This window comes from Shewanella sp. MF05956 (assembly GCF_059758055.1).
This window is the reverse complement of record NZ_JCAYNV010000016.1, coordinates 24268-48047: the sequence shown is the minus strand read 5'-3', so window position 1 is coordinate 48047 and position 23780 is coordinate 24268. Positions and strand designations below refer to the sequence as shown.

The 23780-nt window shown below is 46.2% G+C and carries 9 protein-coding genes; 2 read left to right on the top strand and 7 right to left on the bottom strand.

Annotated features, from left to right (window positions below):
• Positions 1–161: 161 nt before the first annotated feature.
• Positions 162–1745, top strand: coding sequence for a methyl-accepting chemotaxis protein (locus tag AC19MX_RS16770; protein ID WP_432403564.1), 1584 nt, complete (start codon positions 162–164; stop codon positions 1743–1745).
• A gap of 199 nt (positions 1746–1944) precedes the next feature.
• Here AC19MX_RS16770 and AC19MX_RS16765 read toward each other — a convergent pair whose 3' ends face one another.
• Complete coding sequence (locus tag AC19MX_RS16765; RefSeq protein WP_432403567.1) at positions 1945–3981, bottom strand: methyl-accepting chemotaxis protein; 2037 nt, start codon at positions 3979–3981, stop codon at positions 1945–1947.
• A 248-nt stretch (positions 3982–4229) separates the two neighbouring features.
• Between AC19MX_RS16765 and AC19MX_RS16760 the strand changes: the two genes are divergently transcribed.
• Positions 4230–4919 carry a fumarylacetoacetate hydrolase family protein gene (locus AC19MX_RS16760; protein ID WP_432403569.1) on the top strand — a complete coding sequence of 230 codons (690 nt, stop codon included), beginning with the start codon at positions 4230–4232 and terminating at the stop codon, positions 4917–4919.
• Between the two features lie 75 nt (positions 4920–4994).
• Here the strand turns inward: AC19MX_RS16760 and AC19MX_RS16755 are convergent, their stop codons facing one another.
• From AC19MX_RS16755 to AC19MX_RS16730, 6 genes are read right to left on the bottom strand one after another with little or no spacing between them, the layout of a single operon-like run.
• Entirely contained in the window at positions 4995–5252 is a 258-nt protein-coding gene (locus tag AC19MX_RS16755) for a hypothetical protein (RefSeq protein ID WP_432403571.1), read from the bottom strand.
• Positions 5253–5269: 17 nt separating this feature from the next.
• Positions 5270–6898, bottom strand: a complete 1629-nt coding sequence (pfaD, locus tag AC19MX_RS16750) for an eicosapentaenoate synthase subunit PfaD (protein ID WP_432403573.1) — start codon at positions 6896–6898, stop codon at positions 5270–5272.
• Positions 6899–6917: 19 nt separating this feature from the next.
• Positions 6918–12710, bottom strand: coding sequence for a hotdog fold thioesterase (locus tag AC19MX_RS16745; RefSeq protein WP_432403575.1), 5793 nt, complete (start codon positions 12708–12710; stop codon positions 6918–6920).
• On the bottom strand, positions 12707–14800 hold the full coding sequence (locus AC19MX_RS16740; protein WP_432403578.1) for a PfaB family protein: 2094 nt from the start codon (positions 14798–14800) through the stop codon (positions 12707–12709). Before AC19MX_RS16740 ends, AC19MX_RS16745 begins: the two co-directional genes overlap by 4 nt.
• The gene (locus AC19MX_RS16735) at positions 14797–22659 is read right to left on the bottom strand and encodes an SDR family NAD(P)-dependent oxidoreductase (protein WP_432403580.1); all 7863 of its coding nucleotides are present in this window, start codon (positions 22657–22659) and stop codon (positions 14797–14799) included. The genes AC19MX_RS16740 and AC19MX_RS16735 overlap by 4 nt, the downstream gene beginning before the upstream one ends.
• Positions 22643–23506, bottom strand: coding sequence for a helix-turn-helix domain-containing protein (locus AC19MX_RS16730; protein ID WP_432403582.1), 864 nt, complete (start codon positions 23504–23506; stop codon positions 22643–22645). Before AC19MX_RS16730 ends, AC19MX_RS16735 begins: the two co-directional genes overlap by 17 nt.
• Between the last annotated feature and the right edge of the window lie 274 nt (positions 23507–23780).

Sequence of the window (23780 nt, the reverse complement as noted above, 5' to 3'; positions counted from 1 at the left end):
AATAAGGTTATGTATTTTAACCGTTTAACGCTATATTATTCATCATTAATTAAGCTTCGTCTTATAATCTTTGAACAGCTAGATTGCCGCTTTAGTGAGTGGTGTTAAAAATGTGCAAACGATTAAATCTTCATTACTCTCAGACTAGGAAGTCCGTGCCTATGCGCAATAATCAACCCGTGACCCAAAAGCAATATCATTTTGATGATGATTTACGCCTCATTTCTGGTACGGATTTACGTGGTCATATTACCTATTGCAACGATGCGTTTGTTGAGGTCAGTGGTTTTGATAAAAGCGAGTTGATTGGTAAACCGCATAACCTTGTGCGCCATCCTGACATGCCTAGTGATATTTTTAAAGCCATGTGGGGATGCATTGCTGCGGGCAAAGTGTGGATGGGATTAGTCAAAAACAGACGTAAAAATGGTGACCACTATTGGGTGAGTGCCTTTGTCACGCCTATTTTTGAACACAACAAAGTGGTCGGGTTTGAGTCTGTGCGTATCGTCGCATTACCCAGTGAAATCGCCCGTGCAGAAACGGCTTATGCTCGGATTAGAAATAATAAACCACCTAAACCTCTTAGTGCGAAGCTAAAACACCATGCTATTAAGCTGTTACCTACTTGGTTACCCATGCTTGTTCTTAGTTTTGTATTATTTGAGCTTTGGGGGAGTGGAGCCGGTGGTGTTGGTTTGTTGACATTGATTATTTCGACAGCGTGGAGCGGATATAAACAACAACAAGATTGGTTTGAAGTGGTTAAGCTTAACCCTAATTCATTTACTGACTTAACCGTTGCTGAAACATATTTTGCCGATTTTGGTGCTAAAGCACAGGCAAAATTAGCACTAGGATGTGAAATTGCTCGTTGTCGTACAGCAATGACACGCATTGAAGATGCCGCGAAGTCATTAGATGGTATTGTTGAACACACTCAAGTTGAGGCCGAATCGTCTGCAAAAGCGGTTGCGCATCAAAGCCTTGCGACGCAACAAATTGCGTCGGCTATTACGCAAATGTCGACAGCGATTCAAGAGGTGTCTGCCAATGTGGAACGCAATGCCGACAGCGCTAAAAATGCTTTAGACAACGTCAATGAAGGCGCAATGCTTGCTGATCAAGCAAAACATTCCATTGATGAACTCAATATTTCAGTTGCTGATATTGCCACTACGGTACGCGAATTATCAGCGTCGACAGTTGAGATTGGCCAAGCTGCGAGCTTGATTTCCAGTATTGCCGACCAAACCAACTTACTGGCATTAAATGCCGCTATTGAAGCGGCGAGAGCAGGCGATCAAGGGCGCGGGTTTAGTGTTGTCGCCGATGAAGTGCGCTCTTTAGCGGTTAAAACACGTGAGTCAACTGACAAAATTCACGGGATAGTGAATGTGCTAACCAAACGTGCAGAAAATGCGGTACAAGTGTCGGTTAAAGGCGAGCAAGCTGCAATGAATGGTGTGGGTATTGTTGATAAAACCCGCAATGCTTTAGCTTCGATTAATCAATCTGTTCAGCAGATTACACAATTAACGTTAGACATGTCAGCCGCGGTTGAGCAACAAAGTGCCGTGGCGGAACACATTAATCAGCAAATTATTGATATTGCTGATTCTGCCGAAATTACCAAAGAGTCCTCGCAAAAGTCACTGCTTAATAGCAACGAGCTAGGGAAGTCTGTATTAATGGTGCGTTCAATTATTCGCCGTTTTGCAGTCGGGACCTTAGGTAAAAAATAAGATTTGAGCTATTGGTCATTAAAAAAGGCCCGGCATTAATCTGTCGGGCCTTTTTATGGTGGTAATTTTAGCGAACTGTTTGTGGGGATTTATACTTTTTGTGAGTGCTTGTCGTGTTTATTAATGCCTACCGCCTACCGCCTACCGCCTACCGTTTAACATTTAACATTTAACATCTAACTCTCTTGCACCTTAGACATTAAAGCTTAAACCGTTCTACTGAAGCGGTTAATGAATGAGCCAGTTGATTTAGCTGCTCACTACGTTGCGCCATTGTGGTCGACTCGTCAGCATTTTGTGTAGCTGCTTCTGAGGTTTCTGTCATGGTTTGTTCTATTTGTTGGCTGTAACTCACTTGCTGCTCTGCGGCTTGAGTAATACTTTGACTCATGCCATTAATGATCCCTAATGCAGCTTCTATTTGTTCGATAGCATCGTGTAAAGACACACTTTGTTCTACACATTCATTGGCTTGATTTTGGCCCTGAGATATCGCATTGACCGCGTTAGTGGTTTCTTGTTGCAGCGCACTAATCATGTTTTGAATTTCAGCAGTCGATAATTGAGTACGCGAGGCAAGGGAACGAACCTCATCTGCCACAACAGCAAAGCCTCGGCCGTGTTCGCCCGCTCTAGCCGCTTCAATAGCTGCATTTAATGCAAGTAAGTTGGTTTGATCTGCAATCGCGCTGATGGTGGTCAAAATGCCGCCAATATTGTCGCTGTGCTGACTGAGCTTAGTCATAATAATCACCGAGTCACCCAACCCTTTTGATAAAGCATCAATCCGAATACGGTTATCATTGGCGATGGTTTTAACTTGCTCGCCTTGGGCTGAGGCTAATTTCACGTGTTGTTCAGACTCTAACGCTTGCTCGTTTACGGTCATTGAGCTGTGATGTATCTGTTCTGCCAGTTGTTTCGCTTGCTCAATATGACTAATTTGCCCTAATGCTGATGTCGATATTTTTTGACTTTGATCTTGCGATCGAATTGCCGCGTCATCCAGTAAGTGGGCGTCGCGGTTAATGTCTTGTAATAACTCAGTAAGATCATCTGTTAATTTATTGATGTTATCCATGAGTTCCCCAAACTCATCGTCATTGCGCTTTGTTAAACGCCGCGATAAATCGCCACTGGCAATGCGTGACAATGCACGATTACTGGCCTTTAGGGGCCCTAACATGGCGTTAGAAGTGAAGTAATAAATAAAGCCTGCCATCAACACAAATACAACGGCCATTAATATGGCTAATGTTTTAGCGGTAGTCACCTCATCGATAGCGAGCATTTGCATATCGTTAAAGCCTTGGTTGGCTAATTGCACCAGCTTATCTAATTGTTGGTTTGTGGATTCAAATAGTTGATTCGATTGTGTATAACTGGATTCCGCTTGCTGAAATTGCTTTACCACTTTCATTTGTGCGTTATACAAGTCACCTGGGTTATCAACTAACACCAAGATCTTCTCTAAATTGGCATCAAAGTCGGCTAACAATTGTGTTACAGGGAGCGCGGCGGCTTGTTGTTTGAGGTAATTATTATTAGTCGTGATATTGCCAAGTAACATCGCCACATCCTGCTTATGGACTTCAACGGCATCTGCCGTGGTTAAGCGACCCAGTTCGGTGACGGTGTTGCTCAGGGTAAATAACATGTCATCAATGCGAACACCTGAGCCAATAACGGCTTCTAATAATTGTGCTTCTGAGGCGGGTGCTTCTACAATTTCTAGATCGATCATGTTGTTACTGGCATCAATGTTAAGATTATCAAATTGATTTTTGAGTGTACTGAAATCATTTTTACTTTGTTCGATTGCCAGCTTGGCACTAAACATGGTTTGCGACGCTTCGGCATATTGTAAGTAGACGTTTTTAGCCTGGTTGAGTGCTTGATTCATTTGAGGATGATTGGCCACTTTGGCAGATAAATCCGCTAACGCACTCGAAAAATCTTGCTGTAAAGTATTAAATTGCTTAAAACTAATCGTAATATTGTCGTTGCCAATCTGCGAATAGGCCAAACTTTCTGTTTTGGCCATTTTGAGCAGGGTAATTTGTAAGGCATTAGATTGGTTTTGAACGGGTACGGCTAACACTTCAATATTGTTGTTCGCTGTTTGAATTTGGCTAAGCGAACGGTAAAAAAAACTACTACCAGCAAGTAATAATATGCCAATAGAAGCAAACCCCAGTGCTACTTTTTGTTTAATTGTTAATGTTAACATCGTCATTAAGTGTCTCTTATTATTTTTGTACAGTGATGACAGTCATTGTTAAGGACAGATTTATTCTCTTTTGTTAATTAAATGTAAATCTAGTTGCGGGGTAATGCAATCGTGCTGTGGAATTATTGTTCTGTTTCAGTATTCTTGAGTTTAAATGTCATTTTGTTTCAGTGTTGTGCTTACCAAGTTATGTGATAAACGGTGGTTCAATAAAGATAAATGCTAAATATATAGTAGATTAATACGAGGTTAATGTGAGATCACACAGCGTTTTACTAAAGCAACAAGCTGACGATATAGCAATTTCACCATCAAAAATTGTCTGTATTGGTCGTAATTATGTAGATCATATTCATGAACTGGGCAATGACATTCCTGATGAAATGGTGGTGTTTTTAAAGCCGAGTTCTGCTATTACTGGCACTTTGTGCAGTGAGATGGGTGAAACGCTGCATTATGAAGCCGAGCTGTGTTTTATGGTTAAGGATGGTCGATTTAGCGCGGTAGGCATTGGGCTTGATATGACCAAGCGTGAGTTGCAAGGCAAACTCAAAAAGCAGGGTTTACCGTGGGAGCGCAGTAAAGCGTTTGATGGCTCAGCATTGTTTAGCGAGTTTATTCCAATGACGTCGGCGCAACAAGATTGGTGTTTTCAATTAACCATTGATAACGTAATGACTCAACTAGGGCATCAGCAATTAATGACCTATCAACCCAACGCCATGTTTGCCGCCATCACTGAGTTTATGAGTTTAAATGACGGTGATATTGTGATGACCGGTACCCCAAAAGGGGTTGGCGCTGTTTCTGCTAATACTTCGTTTGAAATCAGCCTGTGGCCAAATGTACCTTTTGAGATATTTGAAACGGCACTGTCTGGCGATAAATCAATGACTCAGCTTTGTGGCCCAGCCATGTTAGTTAAACAATGGCAAGCAGTTTGAGTTACTGTGTGTTAAAAGCAAAAGACCCTCTTAGCTAAGAGGGTCTTTTTTATTCATAATCCAAATCAGTTTGGGTTATTTCATTAATGCAACGGCTTCCATATCGAGCTCAATATCAGTACAGCCTTTAGCGCAATAAATGCCAGGCGCTTTAGTATTTGGCTTGGCATTTTTGCTGTTAGGTGGCAATTGCAATGTCAGTGGTTTATTGCATTCGGCACAAGTCGCGCTGTTGCCTTTTAGCATGCGTTTAATCAGGTTTTTCTGCTGGTTAAATGACGCCAAAGTTGGGCCGTTTACCGCTGAAAAATCAAGTTTTTGTGTGTCGCTCATCATTGTTCCTATGCAGGCTATTTCACTTGGTCTGTTGGGCGCCAGCGCTGTAATGCAACGGGTAGGCTAACACCCTGAGCCGTTAATAGATTCACTCGTGCTAAGTAAGCGGCGCCGTGCATTAAGTGTTTGGCTAAGTCTACTGCATGACGCTGGGTGTAGTCATCTAAATAACTGCCTTTTGCCCAAGCGTTAAATGCACCAAGTGCTGGGCCGGCCCAGATTTGATAATCCATTTCACGGCCCGTTTCACCAGTATTTGACCAACGGCTTGATAAGCCAAGGTACCAGCGGAAAATTAACGCCATTTTACGTTTAGGGTTATCTTTAGCTCGCTCGATTTGTTTAGGGTCGCGCTCATTAAAATGCGTCACTGTGCCGGCCCAAATGTTATCTAGACTTGAACGAAACACTTGTTTTTCTAGCTTTTCACGCTCATCAGCCGGAATGGCTTCTATGGAGTCATAACGAGTATAGATTTCGTATAACTTGTTAGCGCGCATCGGGAAAAGGGTGCCGCGCTTAACCACTTGCAACTTAACGCCCATCTCGAACATATCAGCTGCTGGCGCCATGGTGACATCGGCCATTTCAGTCGTCGCTAATAATTTACGGGTATGTTCACTGGCGCCAGCTTCTACGCAAGCCTGGTTAATAGAACCGGTGACAATAAACGCTGCGCCCATATTGAAGGTCGCAAGAGCGGCATCGGGCGTACCCACGCCACCGCCCGCGCCAACGCGAATAGGGGTTTTGTAGTTGTATTGTGCCTGGACTTCATCTTTTAGCGCCAAAATCGTTGGCAACAAGGTCACTAATGGACGGTTGTCTGTGTGACCACCAGAATCGGCTTCGGCGGTAATATCATCAGCCATCGGCACTAATTGGGCTAATTCCATTTGTTCGGCGCTGATCAAGCCATCATCTAGCAGTTGTTGCAGCATTTTTACCGGTGCCGGTTGCATAAATTTAATCGCCACTTCGGTGCGGCTAATTTTAGCGATGACTTTGTTGTCTATGTGAATATCACCATGTGCATCACGGCTTAACCCTGCTGCGCGGTAATAGACAATTTGTGGCGTTAAACCTAAAAAGGCTGAGGCTTCAACGGTGCGCACTTTGTGTTTTAAAAATAGCTCTACGCTACCGCGCTCAAGTGCTGGCTCACTTGGACTATGGATTAAGTTAAAGGCGTATGGCCCATTTGGCAGGGCGGTTTGAATGCGCTTAATGGCTTGCTCAACGCGTGACGGAATGAGTCCCGCTGCGCCAAATGAACATAAAATACCGGCCTGGCCTAATGCGATAACCAGTTCTTCAGACGCAATACCGTTGGCCATTGCACCAGCGTAGTAGGCGTATTTAACCCCATGTACGCGGCGAAAGTTGCTGTCGCCTAAACTTTGGGTGCCAAGGGCGGGAGCAAAGGCGCTGACAGGTAGTTCATTGGCCGCAGTAATTGCATCGGTTACCACTTGTGCTTGTTGTGCGACGCCAAGGCCTTGTTGGTTATCATTAACCACATAACAGGCTTGCGATAAGTCTTTGAGCTTTTTGTTCATTCCAGCCGGGTCAAAACTGACGTGCTGCTGGCTGACTTGCCAAGGCCATGGTGAAAGCTTTTCGTTTTTTAATTGAGTTGTCATTATATTTTTCCTTGAAAAGCTAGGCTTCTTCAATACAAATAGCGATGTCTTTTACTTCGTATATACGTAAACCATCTTTGCTTAAATTGGCATCGCCAACGATGATGCGTTTACCGTTTTCGTCTTTCACTGCACTGATGTGAACATCTAAAGACATTTGTTTATTGAGCGGGTTAATTTGGCCGCGGTATTTCCATTTTATATCAGACAAAATTTGGCCGAATTTAGGATTGGTAAAACCAGCGGCTAAATCGTTAGTAATCGCGTAAGTTTGCATTAACTCGATGATAGCTTCAACGCCTAATGAACCGGGCATTACCGGATCTTGATGGAAATGGAATTGGAAGAACCAATCACTTGGGTCGATGGTACGTGACGCTGCCAAATAGCCCTGATGATATTTGCCGCCGTTATTGACGATTTCTGCCGTGTCGATAAAGTTAAGCTGACCACCGGCTAAGCGGTAATGTGGCTGATGTGCAGGCGCATTAAACACTCGCGATTGCTTATCGAGCAAGTTGATAATGGTGTCGGCTGCGACATTGTTGTCGACATGCCAGGGTTGGGTAATTTTACCGTTATCAATGCCAAGCTGGTTTTTTAGCGCATCACCTTTAAAGTAGCCAAACACTGCGCCGCCGGTATAAAACGGTTCGCCATCGACACTTAAATCAAAGGTAAAGTTTTGAATAATATTGCTGCCTGCAATCACGGTCGACAATAAACGCGAATCGTTAACGATGGTTTTGCCGCGTAAATCGACATGACGCAATAAGATGCCGTGACCATCGAGGTTACGGAAAAACAACTCCTGCCCAGGGAAACCCAATGTGGTGCCCATGTAGCCAGAAATAAAACCATTAGGTTGCAATGATATTTCCATTAACACCGAATATGGCATTACCGCCTGATGGCTGTTTTTGGCAAAATACCATGCATCTGTTGGCACTTCATATTCAGCAATACACGATGATGGTTTTTTCAATTCGCCACGCTTACCGTTAATGTCGATAACGCGGGTGGTTAATTGTAAATCACCGCAAGGTGTACGCGGTGGGATCAGCCCTTTATAAATGCTAAAGTCTGGCCCAAAGCATTTTTCAATATCGCCAGTAGCAAACTCAAACATATGATACGGCGTAAAAGGCACGGTATCAGGCATGCGGTTAGCGTATTTAGAATCAGCGCTGACTTGCGGTGCTGCAACGTGTTTAAGCGGGATAACGCCTTTATTGGTTGCTGCATTGGTGTCGGCTATTTTCGCCATTAACGGGGCGACATCTTGCTGGCTGGCTGAGTTGTTTATGCCAGTTGGTGTTTGATTTGTTGTGTCTGCTGTTGGCTTGGTGCTTGTATTAGCCATTGAGTCGCCAAGGTAGCGGGTGCATTGCGCTTCTTCTTTGATCATCACCCCGAGGTTTTGGAAATCGACTACTACTTTGCCATTAAGCAAAATATCAATATTGGCTTTAGCATATGGACGTGGCGAAATACCGATTTCTGTGACTTCCATACGGTAAGTTAACTCGCCGTGTTGCGGTAACACCTGTCCACGACAACGCACTTTTTGCGAGGCATTTTCCAGCGGTTGAAAACGGCCGTTTTCAACTAACGTATGCATACCAATATGCAACATAAAGAATTGCAGTAATTGGCCACAGCCTTCAGCCATTAATGAGCCGGCCATCACCTGGTCGCCCTGGAAGTGACACGGGAAATACCAATGGTCTGGCGCTAATTGTTTGTGGCCTTCAACTAACCCTAGGCCCCATGTGCCGCCGCCCACTTGTAAGTTGCTTACGCGCTCAATCATTAAGAACTTTTCAGACGCAAAACACAGCGATTTTTGCATGCCCGTTTGCAGCTGGTGGCCAACGTGTTCGCCACCAAAGCAGCTGCCAATATCGCCGGTTAATAAATGGTGGATTTGACCATAATCAAAGGCTGATTGTGTGCAGTGTAGTAACGGTGCAAATGTCGGTTTATTCGGGTTGTTAAGCACTTGCTGACGCAGTTTAATTTCATCTTCGGTTTGGATAACGCCTTTACCATCAGACAATTCTTTATCAGTAAAGAAGCCAGCACATCCGCCGTCCATTTTCAAAATCATCTTGTCGCCGACGAAACATTCGTACGAGAAGAAAAACAATAATGTATCGCCATTGCGGGCAAAATTGTTGATTTTAATGTCATAACGTAGGGTGTCGCCGCCACGCGGTAAATCACCTAGGAAGGTTAGGGTGCAGTCGAGTAGGCGATAAACGCGCTCGCCTTTGTTTTCAAAATCGATGCCTAAGTAGCTAATCAACATTAAATCGCACTGGCCTGACTCAACCGCGACTGCCCAGGGAATTTGGCCGTCAACCAGATATGGCGCATCAACTGGGATGTCGTACTCTGTGGTCATTGAGCAAGGTTTGTATTGATTGATAGTGGCATCAAGTTTGGTTACGCGAGACACCAATAAGTAGTCGGTAGTGGGTAAGCGGACGCGGCGTGAATAGCTGTCGATGATGGCATAATCTGGGCCAAATACTTTGCCGATATCACCTTCGGCATATTCCACTAAATCGGCGTAGTTCCAAATGCACGGTTTATCTGCCGGAATGGGGGCGGTGTAGGCCGGAACCTGCGCATGGTTAGGTTTACGCTCTGCCAGTACCGGTTGAGCTTCAACGTAATGCTGAGTTGGTGCATTGGTTGTTATCGTTGGTGCTATTGTTTGCGCTGTTGCGGCTGACGTCATCGAAGCCAGTTGTGATTTTAACAAGCTGTCTGCGACTTTTAACCCTGCCTCACGACTGGCTAAAAACGCTAAGTGGGCTTGTTGTGCTAGCCATTGATTTTGCTGGAAAGCCGTTAAATGTGCTGGTGGTATCGCCGAGTTAATCCCTTGAGTTGGATTAATGTGATTGTCTGTTGATTGAGGCTGCGAACCTGGAATCTGTGCTGAATGACTTGCGGGCATAATAGGCTCGTTATTATTGATTTTATTCGGGGCTTGTTCCACTGAAACGGGTTTTATCGCGGCGCATTGATTGACAATATTATCGATAGCAGCAACTGGGCTGTCGACGATATGTTGATAGATATCGCGGCCACCTAAACTGACTTGTTTAATTAAACTCAATTTGGCACTTTTGGTTAGCTGTTCTGTCAGTGGCTGACTTAAGCGACTTGCAAGCGCCTGCTGCTGTAATGTGTTGAGCGATAAACCAATGCGTGAGTATTGGTTTTCACTGGCGCTAATCACCTGTGCATTAACGTCCGCTTGTTGTAATTGCTGGCTTTGGATAAGTGCATTAAGCAAGCTTGCCATGCCAGAGGCGGCAAAGGTATGGCCTAACACATGCTGGGCGCTTGTAATGCTATTTGGCTTAGCCATTTGAGTTAACTGACTCGTTAACTGCAGGCCAAAATCAGACTGTTGGCAAAGTGGTGCAATATTAAGTTCGTTAATATCGCAGGTTTGCTCGAGTTTGAGCTTATCTTGCTTGGCAAATAGCACGCTATCAATACTGGCAAAGCTGTCGGTTGGATGATCCTGCTGTAATACAATCGCGCCAGCACCTTCACCTAAGTGGATTGTGCTTGTCTGCATTCCTGCTGCTTGCAGGTATGCATTGTTGAGTAGGCAGTTTTCAATACTGCCAGACAAATCGACCGCAGCAATAATCACCGCATCGAGCGGTTCTTGTAACGAGCCCATGGCAAATAAGTTTTGCGCCACATCAATACAGCGATTAACCGATTGTTCAGCGGCTGAAATCGTAAAGGCTGGGCCGTTAAAGTCCCATAACGATGAAATCCGCGACGCCATAATATTGCCAATAAAACTGGTGTACTGGTTTAATTTGGCGGCATCGAGCACGCTGTCCATGGCGATAGCTTCAAGGGCCTGGTATTCATCTTCACTGAGCTTAACGCCTTGAGCGGCGAGGCTTTGCGCTAGCTGTCTGTGCAAGTTCACTCGGCTGCGGAATTGGTGTAATTCTAATTCCGTTTCCATGGCCACTAACACGGCCACTTTGCTACCGGGTTTGAGGTTAGCATTCACAATGGCTTCGTCGGCGACTTTTATCAGTAACAACTGCTGCGATATTAATCGGTCGTCTTCATTCGGCGGCACTTTAAAGCGTAAAAAGTCAAAGTCGAATTGATTAATGTAAGCGCCATGAGGCGCCTGCTCAATACCGTATTTGGCCAACAATTCTGGATGTTTGTTAATGCCTTTCCAGCGCTGAGTGGGCAATGGGGTAAATAGATTCTGTTTGGCGCGAATACGTTCGGCCAGTTGGTTGATGTTACTGCACTGGCCAAAGTGAGCTGCCATCCCGGTAATATGCATCGGTTTTTCGCTGGCGTTGATCACCTGAGTCGGTTGTTGTGATGTTGCCGTGTTATCGCAGTACGATTCTAATAACAGGTGAGCATTACACCCCCCAAAACCAAAGACTGACACGCCAGCATGACGGGCGCGATTACCGGCTTTATCTGGCCAAGGTAGCACTTCATTGGGCAAGGTTGCCTGACCAAATAAGCCATTAGGAGAGGCGATAGGTGCGCTGATATTAATACTCGGTGGTAACACACCTTCACGCATGGCAAAAATCATTTTCATAATGCCTGGCATGCCTGCAGCGGTGAGTAAGTGGCCCAAATTAGATTTAGCCGAGCCAATCAATGGCGTGGCACTGCCATTGAGTTTGTCTTCAAAAAAGCGCTCCATTGAAGTTAACTCAACTTTGTCGCCTAATGGCGTCCCCGTGGCATGGCATTCAATTACTTCAATGCTGGCAGGGGTAATGCTTGAGTCTAATGAGGCGGCTTCACGATATGCTCGCTCAAAGGCTTGCACCTGACCTTTACTGTTTGGGCTAAGCACAAACTGGCCTTTACCGTCGTTTGATAAACCAATGCCGCTGACGAGGGCATAAATATGGTCGCCATCACGCTGGGCATCTTCAAGGCGTTTAAGCACTAAGACGCCAGCACCTTCACCGGCAAACAAGCCTTTGCTGTTGCTGTCAAACGGTGCTGAAATGCCGTGGTCTGGATAGGCATGAAAAATCGAAAAGCCCATGTTGATAAAAAAGGGATCTGCACCCGATACCGCGCCAGCCAGCATCATGTCTGCTTTGCCAGTATGCAAATAATCACAGGCAAGCTTTAATGCATAAACAGAACTAGCACAGGCCGCATCTAGGCTTAATTGCGCGCCGCCCAGCCCTAAGGCATCTGCTACTAGCTTTGAGGCATTGTGAGCCACTGCGCCATTGCGCCAATTATGTTGCTCGGTTTGTGCGGTTAACCCAAAATCTTGCAACACAAAATTAGGCTGCTGTAATTTGGTTTGTAAGGCTTTTTCGACCACGCTGTGATACAGCGGCACAAATAACTGGTTTGACTTAGCGGTTGGGAACGACAAGGTGCCCATCACAATACCGGTACGCTGTAAGCCAGGATGATTAAGATCGGTAATCCCTGCATCAGCTAACGCATTACGTGCCGTATCTGTGGCCCATAAAAAGCTGTCGTCTAGGCCTTTAAAAGCACTGCTATCAATATGATAACCATCAGAGTTAAAACTGAAATCCTGAATGTAGCCGCCCTTATCGCAATAAAAACGGTCTGATTGCCCTTGAACACCAATATAGTCATCTGGTGATGCATTGAGTTTTTGTGCGCTTATTTGGCTACGCGAATCTTTTTTATCAATTAAGTTTTGCCAAAATTTTGCCGGGGTATCGGCATCGGGATATTGGTTGGCTAAGCCTACAATGGCTATCTTGGGAGCAGCTTGAGAACTCAATGAGGTTCTCCTTCTAATAAAGTGTCACCATGCTCAACAGCAAAACTGTTGGCGGCAATGAATAAGGTTTGTTGTTCGATGGCTTCGTTTAAGCTTTGCATAAACGGGGTTAATGACATGGGTACTCTGTGAGTCATTAACTGGGCTAAACATTTCAATAAACTGTTGATGTCGTCAGCACCTTTGGCATTGACGGCCAACGATTGTGCCTGCACATCTGTGGTTTGTTGGCCAATAATTTTATCGATTAAAGTGGCGGTTTGTCTGTCGGCGCCAACTTCGACAAATAAACGACAGCCATGACTAATTGAGTCGCTGATAAGCTGGCTAAAGTCCAGCGGATGACAAAAGGTGTCGGCAATTGACTGAGCAATGGCGTGTGATGTTAATTCAACTGGCTGTTTTTGCGCTGCCGATAAAAATTGGGTCGATGAGGGTAGCGTTGCAGCTAATGGCTGCAGATAAAACTGTTTTACATCGTCAACAATATTGAGTGCCGCTGGGGTATGCATTGCCGTGACTCTATTGGCCGCAATGCCACGTTTACCGGCTTGTTTGAGTAATGCTTTACAGCTTTCTTCGCAGCCGGCTAACACTAAACTGTCGCCCTGAATAATAGCAATGTACGCCCGTGGATAATCGGCTAAGTGCGGGCTAAGGTCCGCAACGGTCGCGCGGGTCACAAAACTGTTCCACACTATTGGTTCATCATTTGCTAATTGCCAGGCTTGTCTCACACAGCGAAGCTCACCTGAAATGTCTTGATTAAAAATACTACTATTTCGGGTTGAATCGATTAACTGATGCGGGGCTTGCCATGCACCTAAACTGGCCCACATGGCGGCTTCGCCCATCGAATAGCCTAAAGCGAAGGCCGGTGTTATCTCAAATTCATCCTGCAATATTTTGCTAAGCATGTAACTTGCGCCCACACCCGCAATGGCAAGCTCACTGAGGCTCATGTGGTTATTGTTTTTCTCTGCTGTGGCATAAATCGCTTGAGTTTGCAGCATGGCTGGCAAGTCGCCTTGCGCTTCTAACTTAGCAAATAGCTTAGGAAAAACATGACCGAGCTGGCTAAACATCTGCGGGTAAACCGTGCCGACACCTGGGTAGACAAAACTCAGACCTGAAGCTCCTAATGGTGAAGCGGTAAAGCAACTGCCTGCAGGTGTTTTGTAGTGTAACTTTTTGTTGTTAAGCGTTGTGCTGTGTTGAGTTTGCTGCGCTTCGAGTGCCGCGAGCATGGTAGATGCTTCTTGCTGTAAACCGCTTTGACTCGTCGCCATTAACACCAAGGCATAAGGCGCTTGCGATTGGTATTGTTGCCATTGTTGGTGGATAAATTTGAGCAGGCCTAGCTCATCGCATGGCTCGCTGAGAGCGTCGCAAACGGCGGTTAACTGTGAGTGTAACTGGGCAATATTCTGTGCTGATACTGGCAGCATTAATCGGTTTGCTGCTAATAATGGTTTAGCACTCAGTAATTGATTGCCTTGTGTGAGCACGAGTGCGAGCACACCGATGTTACTCGGGTAACACAAGCTTGCCACGCGGCTTTGGTGTGCTGGGGTAAACCAAAAACCTTGGCTGTTGGGCACACGTCGATAGGCAATGTCTTCGATAAGCGCGACCAATGCATTGAGTGCATTATTAGCCTGAGTTAACTCTACCGCTTGAGGTTGAGTATGTTGTCTTTTGGCATGAGCGAGTGCTTGAACCATTGCTTGCTCGGTGTTATCACCACAACCTATTCCATTTAAATAGGCATGAGCATGTAAGCCATTTTTAGCCGCAGTAATTGCCGGCATAATCCACAGTTTATCGTTAAGACTCACAATATCGCAGCTGTGATTGCCAAGTAGACCTGCCGCGTCTAACAACAGGACTTCTAGCAACTTAGCTTCTAACAACTGAGCTTCTAACGGCTGATGCTTTATGGATAAATTACTCGCACTTTTTGCATCAGGCGCAGCCAACAACAAGGCCAGGCGCATTGGCTTGGCTTGTTGTTGTTTGAGATCAGCGGTTAACTTTTCGGTTAACGCTGCTTGCTGATCTGCGGACATCGCGTTTACTAAAAAGGTCACACGGTATCCTTGCTGTGCTGATTTTCAGGCTGGTTCGCAGGCTGATTGATAAAGGCCTGATTCAGCGTTTTGCTAATGGTGATTTTGGCATCACGCATTTGACAGCTTAAACGTCCATCTTGATGATACAAACTCACATTGGCCATTAACATTCTGCCGCTGTGTTTTAACACCTCAAGTTGGATGTAACCCTGATCGCCACTGGCAAAAGGTGCTACCGTGATAAATTGCCCCATTGATGATGGCAAACTGGCAGCATCGTACTTGAGCCTTGCCCAAACCAACATGGCCTGTAACAGCAAATCTTCGGCAAATATTTGGCTACCACCGGATACTGCCGATGGTGCAAAGCCTGGGCAGTCGGCAGGGTCAATTTGCGGTAACTTAACCTCACACAACAGCTGCGCATCATCAAAGCTCAACACTTGCTTAATACCCTGCAAGCGCGGCCCATGGAACAAGGTGCCGTTTTGATACAAGGTGTTGCCAGCGTGTATTGCGGGCATCTGTGCTAGCTTTTGCAGCACGGTTGCAGGTAACGATGACTGAGCAACCGCGGTGGGAGTTAGCGCGCCATTGACAACTAATGTTGCCTGATATTGCGGCTTCATTGTGCTGTCAGGCTCGTCTAACACACAGCTCGAAATCAATGCACTTAAGCCTGTGTCTGTGTGGGTGAGTTGCAGATTTAGTAAATGTGCCTGGTCGGTGTCAAAAATAACCCCTTTAAGCAATTTATAGTCAGCAATACTCACAGGCACATGGCATAAGGTTTGTGCAGTTTCGCGCATCCACTGGATAGCACACACGGTCGGCAACACTGGGTTGCCGGCAATGCGGTGATCGTTTACAAATGCAAGCTCATTAGGTTGCAGCACCCGTGTCACCGTTATGGTTTGGGTATCAGCAGCCCAATATGGAGCAGAAAACGTCAGCGAACCCTCTGCGTGCGGCAAAGTGTTCGCATTAGGCTTTTTTGCAGTTGCATCCAGTGTGGCTGAGCCTTGCATGTCTGAACCAATCAACATTTGCACGCCTTGCGTGCTGAGTAAGCTATGAGCAAATAAATTGGCTCCGGCCTCAAGCGGGATGACGTACACGCCACGTTCTACGAACATTTTTTTCAACGCAGAACTCACCATTCCGCCGTCCCATGGGCCCCAGTTAAAGCTCATGACTTTGGCTTGTGGCAATTGTGCGGCCAATTTTAATGCGGTTTTATTAAGGATTTCATTCGACATCGCATAGTCACTTTGACCTGTGTTGCCATAAAACCCAGCCGCCGACGAGAACATGGCAACCAATTTGATTTGTTGTGGTTCAAGCGCATTAATAATGCTTGCCACACCAGTCACCTTGGTGCTGTATACGCGGTTCAGTTCATCCAATGTTTTGTCTTGGATATGCTTATCTGCCAGTACGCCAGCACCATGAATGACACCATTGATGACTAACTTTTTACCGTTAGCATCGGTTAACTCTGCCAGTGCGTCGATAACGCCTTTAGCATTGCTGACATCCATAGCAACATATTGCGCGCTGGCGCCTACCTTGATAAAGGCGGCGAGGGCACGGTCAATCTCTAAGCTACTTTGTACAGGCCACACTAACGCATCAATTTGCTTTGGTGTGGGTTTAGCGCCTTGCGATTGAATGTAACCAATGGCTGCTGCTTTAAGCTCAGAGGCTTGTTTACCTTGAGCCCAGGCTGGCATGTCATTGCCTAGGTGTTGACTGCGACCGGCTAATACAAAATGCGATTGGCATTGTTTGGCCAGTGTTAACGCACATTCAAAGGTCACACCCTTAGCGCCGCCAGTCACTAACACATTGTCTTGCTGTGTCAGTTGGGCAGCAGGATAGCTTGCACTGGTGTTAGGTTGGCTCGCTGCGGTTAACGTTACGCGACCTTGTTGGCTAATGCCGATTTCGGTAATGCGTTTAGCACTTGGCGCTGCACCATTAACATCAAACAGTTCAGCAATAATGGCATTGGCAAACGATTTGGCATCAATATCATTGGCGATATCAAGCGCGCGGCAAAACACATTTGGCCATTCATGGCTTAAGGTTTTGGTGAGCCCAGACAGTGCAGCCTGGTTAAGCTCTGCTTTGCTTAGTGCCGCGCTATCAAGGTAGCCAAAGCCACCATCAATACGGCTTACGGTAAAGTAACTCAAGCGTGATTGCAGTGGCTTAGCAAATTCAGCATGCAGATGTTTCGCCCATAAAAAGGCGTTATCAACAGCGGCTTTTGCTGCCTCATTGCAACTGACCAGTTTTTTGTTGTCAGCGTTAAACTGCGGTTGTAAGTGCACAAAACCCGCAATAGGGTGTTTAGCGCTAATCTCACTTATTACCTTGGCAATGGCTGCATCATCAATGCTGGTTAAGGCATAGCTGCTGATGTCGCTGCTTAAAGGCGAATGAGCTGTGCTGATGCTTTCTGGGTTACGAATAACGGCGACGGTTAATCCTTTTGCATTCAGTTTTTCAGCAAGTACACCGGCATTATGGCCGTCATCTGTGATGACAATGCAGCTGTCTGTTGAATAACATGCTTCTAGTTTATCCGCCGCTGGCAACTTTTTTAGCGCTACCCCGCTGTGTGGCGGTAAGTCAGAGCTATCAAGTGTTGGCTTAGCTGTTATGTTTTGCTCTGCTGTGGTTGTCGCGGTTGAATTTAGCGCGCCTAGGGTTGCTTGCATATAGCTGACGATTTCGCCCAATGTACGACATTCGGCTAAATCTTCTGGGTTCAGATCAGGTAAATCGGCTAACTCATCCTGTACGGTACCTAAAATCTCCACACGCTTGATTGAGTCGATACCCAAGTCTGCTTCCATGTCCATGGTCAACTCGAGCATTTCAGCTGGATAACCGGTTTTATCGGCTACAACGGCCATCATGGTAGTGAGCACGATTTCCGCGCTTAAGCCTGATGCTGGCGCTGATGTTTGCGCTTGAACTTGTGCAGCCACAGGAGTAGCTGATAGCTTAGATTGCATGTAGTCAACAATCTCGCCTAGAGTGCGGCACTCTGCTAAGTCTTCAGGGTTGAGTTCTGGCAAGCCTGGTAGCTCATCTTGCACTGTGCCTAAAATCTCGACGCGCTTGATTGAATCGATACCCAAGTCTGCTTCCATGTCCATGGTCAGTTCAAGCATTTCTGCTGGATAACCGGTTTTATCGGCTACCACTGACATCATGGTCGTGAGTACGGTTTCTGCACTTAAGCTTGATGCTGGAGCAGGCGATGTTGGCACCGTTTGCACTTGAACTTGTGCAGCCACTGGCGCTAGCTTAGATTGCATATAATCAACAATCTCGCCTAAGGTGCGGCACTCTGCTAAGTCTTCTGGGTTGAGTTCTGGTAAGCCTGGTAGCTCATCTTGCACTGTGCCTAAAATCTCGACGCGCTTGATAGAGTCAATCCCTAAATCGGCTTCCATGTCCATGCCAAGTTCAAGCATTTCCGTTGGGTAACCGGTTTTGTCGGCAACCACTGACATCATGGTGGTTAACACTGTTTCCGCGCTTAAGCCTGATGCAGGTGCTGATGTTTGGACCGTTTGCGCTTGAACTTGTGCAGCCACTGGAACCGCTGACAGCTTAGATTGCATGTAATCAACAATCTCGCCCAAAGTACGGCATTCCGCTAAGTCTTCAGGGTTGAGTTCTGGCAAGCCTGGTAGCTCATCTTGCACTGTACCTAAAATCTCTACGCGCTTGATGGAGTCGATGCCTAAATCGGCTTCCATGTCCATGCTAAGCTCAAGCATTTCAGTTGGGTAACCGGTTTTGTCGGCAACCACACTTAGCATAGTGCTAAGTACAGTGTCTGCACTTAAGCCTGACGTTGATGCTGCTGATACTTGTGCTGGTGTGCTAGTCGTTTGAGTCGATGTAGAGGCCGGCGCTGATGATAATTTAGATTGCATGTAATTCACAATCTCACCTAGGGTGCGACACTCGGCTAAATCTTCAGGGCTGAGCTCTGGCAAGCCTGGTAACTCATCTTGTACGGTACCTAAAATTTCCACACGCTTGATGGAGTCGATGCCTAAATCGGCTTCCATATCCATGCCAAGTTCAAGCATTTCAGTAGGGTAGCCGGTTTTGTCGGCAACCACAGTCATCATAGTCTGTTGAACTTTATCTGCTGACAATCCTGTAGATGCACTTGCAACAGATGCCGTTGCTGGCATAGATGCTGTTGGTTGAGTGACCGCTTGTGGCGTGACAGACGGTTGAGCAGCTTGAGCCTGAGGACGTGGTGATACAACCGCTGGTGCAAGTACTTGTGTAGCAGGAGCTTGGGCAATCACTGGAGCCACTAAAGGTTGTGTTACTGCCACCGAAGATTGAACAACGTGTCGTGGTGCGGCCGCGGTATTGGCAAATGCACTCACTGGCGCTGTCGGTGCTTGACCTTGTAGCATGGCCAATGCAGCCTGGCTAGTTTGTGCTTGTAAGGTTAAAAATTGTGTGTGGCTTTGCAGTGTTTGCGCTTGATGCTGGTGGAATAATTCCATTGAGCGTTGCAAGCTTTCTGGGATAGCAACCCCTGATGAGGCCATTTGCGCCTGGGCCGTCATCAAATGATTAAAGGTATCGCCATACTGTTGTGGAATAGCTAAAAACTGCTGATGTAATGTTGCCGTTTGTTGTTGAGCGGCAAAAAATGCACTTAAGCTGTCGTTGTTAACAGCGGCATTGGCATGTACTGGTGCTTGAGCTGTTGTTTGGCTAGTGTGTGCTAGCGGTGCATTCGTTTGTGTAAGAGGCGCTTGATCTGATGCTGTAGGTGCACTGGCCACTTCAACGTATTCGGTTTTGATCACTTGTTTTTCCACTATTTTTTCCACAATCTTCTCGACAGGCACTTCCACTGTCTTGCTGGTGACTTCGCCGTTTTGCAATGACTTGTTCATTTTGGCTTGTGTGCTTGGGCTGATGTAGTTGCTTGCGGTGAGCTTAACGTTCATTGGAGACACTTTTGCAAGTTCAGCTATTGGTGCTTGATAAGGGTCAACCTCAGTTAATGCCACACCTAATACCGCTAATTGCGTTGCCGCTTGACGCAACTGTGTATCACTGCTGCCTTTAGGGTTAGGATTTAGGCTGACAACAGTGACCGCTTCTGACTTGTTGCCTAATGTCGCCTCAACCAGTTTTTGTAAAATGTTTTTAGGTCCAAATTCAACAAATACACGTGCACCGGCATCGTACATGGCAACGAGTTGCTCACTAAAACGTACCGATTGCAGCATATGTTCGCTAAAGGCCGCTTGAATCGCTTTGCCATCGCTTGGGTGAAGTTGACCTGTGCCATTGGCATATAACGCCACTTTAGGCTTAGCAAACTTAACCTTGCTAATGGCTTTAGCAAATGGCTTTTGCGCGTGGGCGACTAACGGGGTATGGAATGCACCAGACACTGGCAAGGCAATCGCTTTAAAGCCTAACTCTGCAGTAATGGCTTTAGCTGCATTAGCACAAGCGTCTGTAGGGCCAGCAATCACTAATTGCGTTGGCGCATTGTAGTTAGCAACTTTTACTCCATCAAAAACACTGATGCAGTTTTCTAATTGGCTTACTCCTTGTTCTGCTGCTTGTGGCGGAACAATAATAGCGTACATGGCGCCAGGGTCTTGATCGGCTGGCGTCGCAGCCATGGCCTGGCCTCGAGCAAATGCCAACTGATAATAATCGGCCTGGTTAATCACGCCTGCAGCACATAATGCTGACAGTTCACCAAAACTGTGGCCTGCGACCATATCAGGGCTAAAACCGGCTTGAGTGAACAGTGCATATTGACCCATGCTAACCGCACCAATGGCGCTTTGTGCATAGGCTGTGTTGGTTAAGGCGGCTTGTTGCGCAGCAATACCATCGGCCGAAAATACCGGAATAGGGTACATAATTTGCGACAATGGTGTTTGCTTATGCTTAGCAAATACTTTGTCTGCAAGCATGACTTGTTGGCGCATTTCAGGGTAGAAACACGCAAGCTCGGTGGCCATGTTGACGTATTGTGCGCCTTGACCCGCGAACAGTGCCGCCACTTTGGGCTTAGCGCCTTTGTGTACTAAACTGGCGCTACGATAGCTTGTGCCAGACGGCAATTGCCACTGTAGATCTGTGTTGCTACTTAACTGCGCCAATGTTTGTGTTAACTGCGTGCTTAAGTCTGCAATGGAGGCAACGACTAACCCTAATCGCGCGGCTGTTGGCGCAATGTCAGAGATAGCAAAACGCTGTCCAAGCTCGTTTAGTACCAGCTCTTGAGTATTGGCTTGGCTGATATCAATGGCGTTGATTTCAGTTTGTAGTTCAGTCAGTTTAGCTTGCAAATCGGCTTTGTTATCAGCATGAATTAACAGGTTTTGTGGTACCGCGCGTTGACGATATTTGTCATTACGGGCGTGATCTTGACGATACTCTTCCAACACGATGTGGAAGTTAGTGCCACCAAAACCAAACGAGCTAATTCCGGCGCGGCGCGGTGTGTCGTCAGGGCGAGGCAACCATGGGCGAGTTTCGGTGTTGAGATAAAATGGTGAATCATCGATACCCAGTTTAGGATGTGGCTCACTCACGTTAATCGTTGGTGGCAAGACTTTGTGGTGCAATGCTAATGCCGCTTTAATTAAGCCAGCCGTCCCAGCGGTTGATTTGGTGTGGCCCACTTGTGATTTAACTGAGCCTAGGGCGATGTGCTGGAAGCTGTCGTTGTCTTCAGCAAATACCGATTTTAAGCCATTAAATTCGGCAACATCACCTGCAGCGGTACCTGTACCGTGTGCTTCAATGAGTCCGACTGTATGTGGCGCAAAACCGGCATCATCATAAGCGCGTTTTAATGCTTTGGCCTGGCCTTCAGGGCGGGGTGCATAAATACTCTTAAACTTACCGTCTGATGAGGCACCAATACCTTTAATGACTGCATAAATTTTGTCGCCATCGCGCTCAGCATCTTCAAGGCGCTTAATCGCCACCATGCCAATGCCTTCACCAATCATCATGCCTTTTGAATCGATATCGAACGGTTGAATCGTTTCATTGGTGGTAAACGCTGGGGTTTTTGAGAAGCTCATGTACATCGACGGTGAGTTGTCGGTACACACGCCGCCGGTGATCATCATGTCACTGCGGCCTTCAACTAATTCAGTAATGGCCATGCGCATGGCCGCTAACGAGCCAGCACAAGCCGCATCGACCACACAGTTCATGCCGCCTAAGTCAAAACGGTTAGCAATACGGCCAGCAATCACGTTACCGAGCGACCCTGGGAACGAGTTTTCTTCCCAGTGGATATATTGGTCTTGAAACTTCTTGATCAGCATTTCGCTATCTGCGTCACTAATACCACTGTTTTTGAATACTTTTTTGAGTACAGGATATTGTAGGCGACCACTTAAGCTGTGATTGATTTTTTGTCCGCCGCCCACGCCCAGCGTAATACCAATACGGTCTGTATCATATTGCGCATCGACACCAGCGTCGGCTAACACTTCTTTGGCAACCACTAATGACAATAGCTGTGAGGTATCGGTTAATTCTAAGATGTTAGGTGGCAGGCCAAATTCCATTGGATTGAAATCGACTTCAGGTAAAAAACCGCCTCGTTTACAGTAGCTTTTATCGGGCGCAGACTTATCGGCATGGTAATAGTCATCTACATTCCAATGGGTGTCTGGAATATCCACAATCGCGTCAATTTTTTCGCTGATTAAATCCCAAAATTTATTCAGATAACGTGAATTGGCAAAGATGCTCGCCATGCCGACAATGGCGACGGGCATGTCTTTTAAACGTTTATTTAAACGCTTGTCGATATTACTGGATTGGCTCATATGAGTCTCCGTTGGACAACTGAGGTTCAGTTATCTGGTGTTGGGATGCAGCTGCATTCGCGGCTGATTGACTTGCTCCAGGAAAACGAGCAAGAAAAGTGTGATAGTTACGTACTAATAATTTTCGTAGATAAAACGGTCCGTGCTTTAGCACATAAGCCATGTAGCGATTACTCGCCTGGGTATGGCTGTCTTGATAAATATCTAGGTAAACCCAGTCAGACTTAAAGTCGACCCCCAATAAAACAGAATAAGCTTGTTGCTCTGTGAGTTGCGGGGGGATGCTCAAGGACACCACCTGTACTACGTTGTCATGATCTGGACTCGGTAGTGCCAAGGTGTCAGCTAATGTCTGAGGGTTTACGGTATACGTTTGAATATTGGCACCCTGAGTGATAGGGAGCTGATTGAAGAATTTTTCTGGCACAAAAGGGCTATCAAAGTCATCGAGTTTTGATACCCCAAAACGCTTTAAACAGCGCGCTAGGCCTGAGCGAGACACATTAGGATTAATAAACTTTTGCGTGACGGTTAACAATCTGTCTAATGGCATTTTGAGTTGATAACGCAGCCCTAACATCACGTACTCTTCCATAGGTGACAACGTGGTGTTTAGTTTGTGTGGAGTATTTGGGGTGTTATCGATTGAGTCACGCTTACGCCATTTGCGCACAGTGGCTTCGCTGATATTTAGAATTTTAGAGAGTTGACTGACGCTATAATCGGATTGTTGAATAAATTGACGCATCTCTGGCGTGGTCGTCGCATTACGGTGGTTAACCGTTTTTGGACGTGGCCGAACCTCAAGAGAGTTGGGTTCTGGATGTGAATTTATCTTTTTTGTCATCTAGACAGGGGTTCCAAATCATTATTGGGACGTTCGCTCGCTAGACTCACTCAAGTTAGCTCAAATATCCATTTATGCGTATTAAGAACAAGCAGATTACCTGAGGTTTCACCTCGATACAATCACCCGAGACTAAAAAGCGTGAACCATGTAAATAAATTGTTTGATTTCGCGATAATAGACCGCTCTCAAGCAGCCATTAGCATACCAACATGAATGAGTGCCTAAAGCGATGTTGATGGTGATATTTATGTATGCCGAGGGTGTTTAGTCG

What these genes read in the sequence shown, in the direction of transcription:
- AC19MX_RS16730 (WP_432403582.1), bottom strand. Translation starts at nt 23,506, where the DNA reads ATGACAAAAAAGATAAATTCACATCCAGAACCCAACTCTCTTGAGGTT.
- AC19MX_RS16755 (WP_432403571.1), bottom strand. Translation starts at nt 5,252, where the DNA reads ATGAGCGACACACAAAAACTTGATTTTTCAGCGGTAAACGGCCCAACT.
- pfaD (WP_432403573.1), bottom strand. Translation starts at nt 6,898, where the DNA reads ATGACAACTCAATTAAAAAACGAAAAGCTTTCACCATGGCCTTGGCAA.
- AC19MX_RS16765 (WP_432403567.1), bottom strand. Translation starts at nt 3,981, where the DNA reads ATGACGATGTTAACATTAACAATTAAACAAAAAGTAGCACTGGGGTTT.
- AC19MX_RS16735 (WP_432403580.1), bottom strand. Translation starts at nt 22,659, where the DNA reads ATGAGCCAATCCAGTAATATCGACAAGCGTTTAAATAAACGTTTAAAA.
- AC19MX_RS16770 (WP_432403564.1), top strand. Translation starts at nt 162, where the DNA reads ATGCGCAATAATCAACCCGTGACCCAAAAGCAATATCATTTTGATGAT.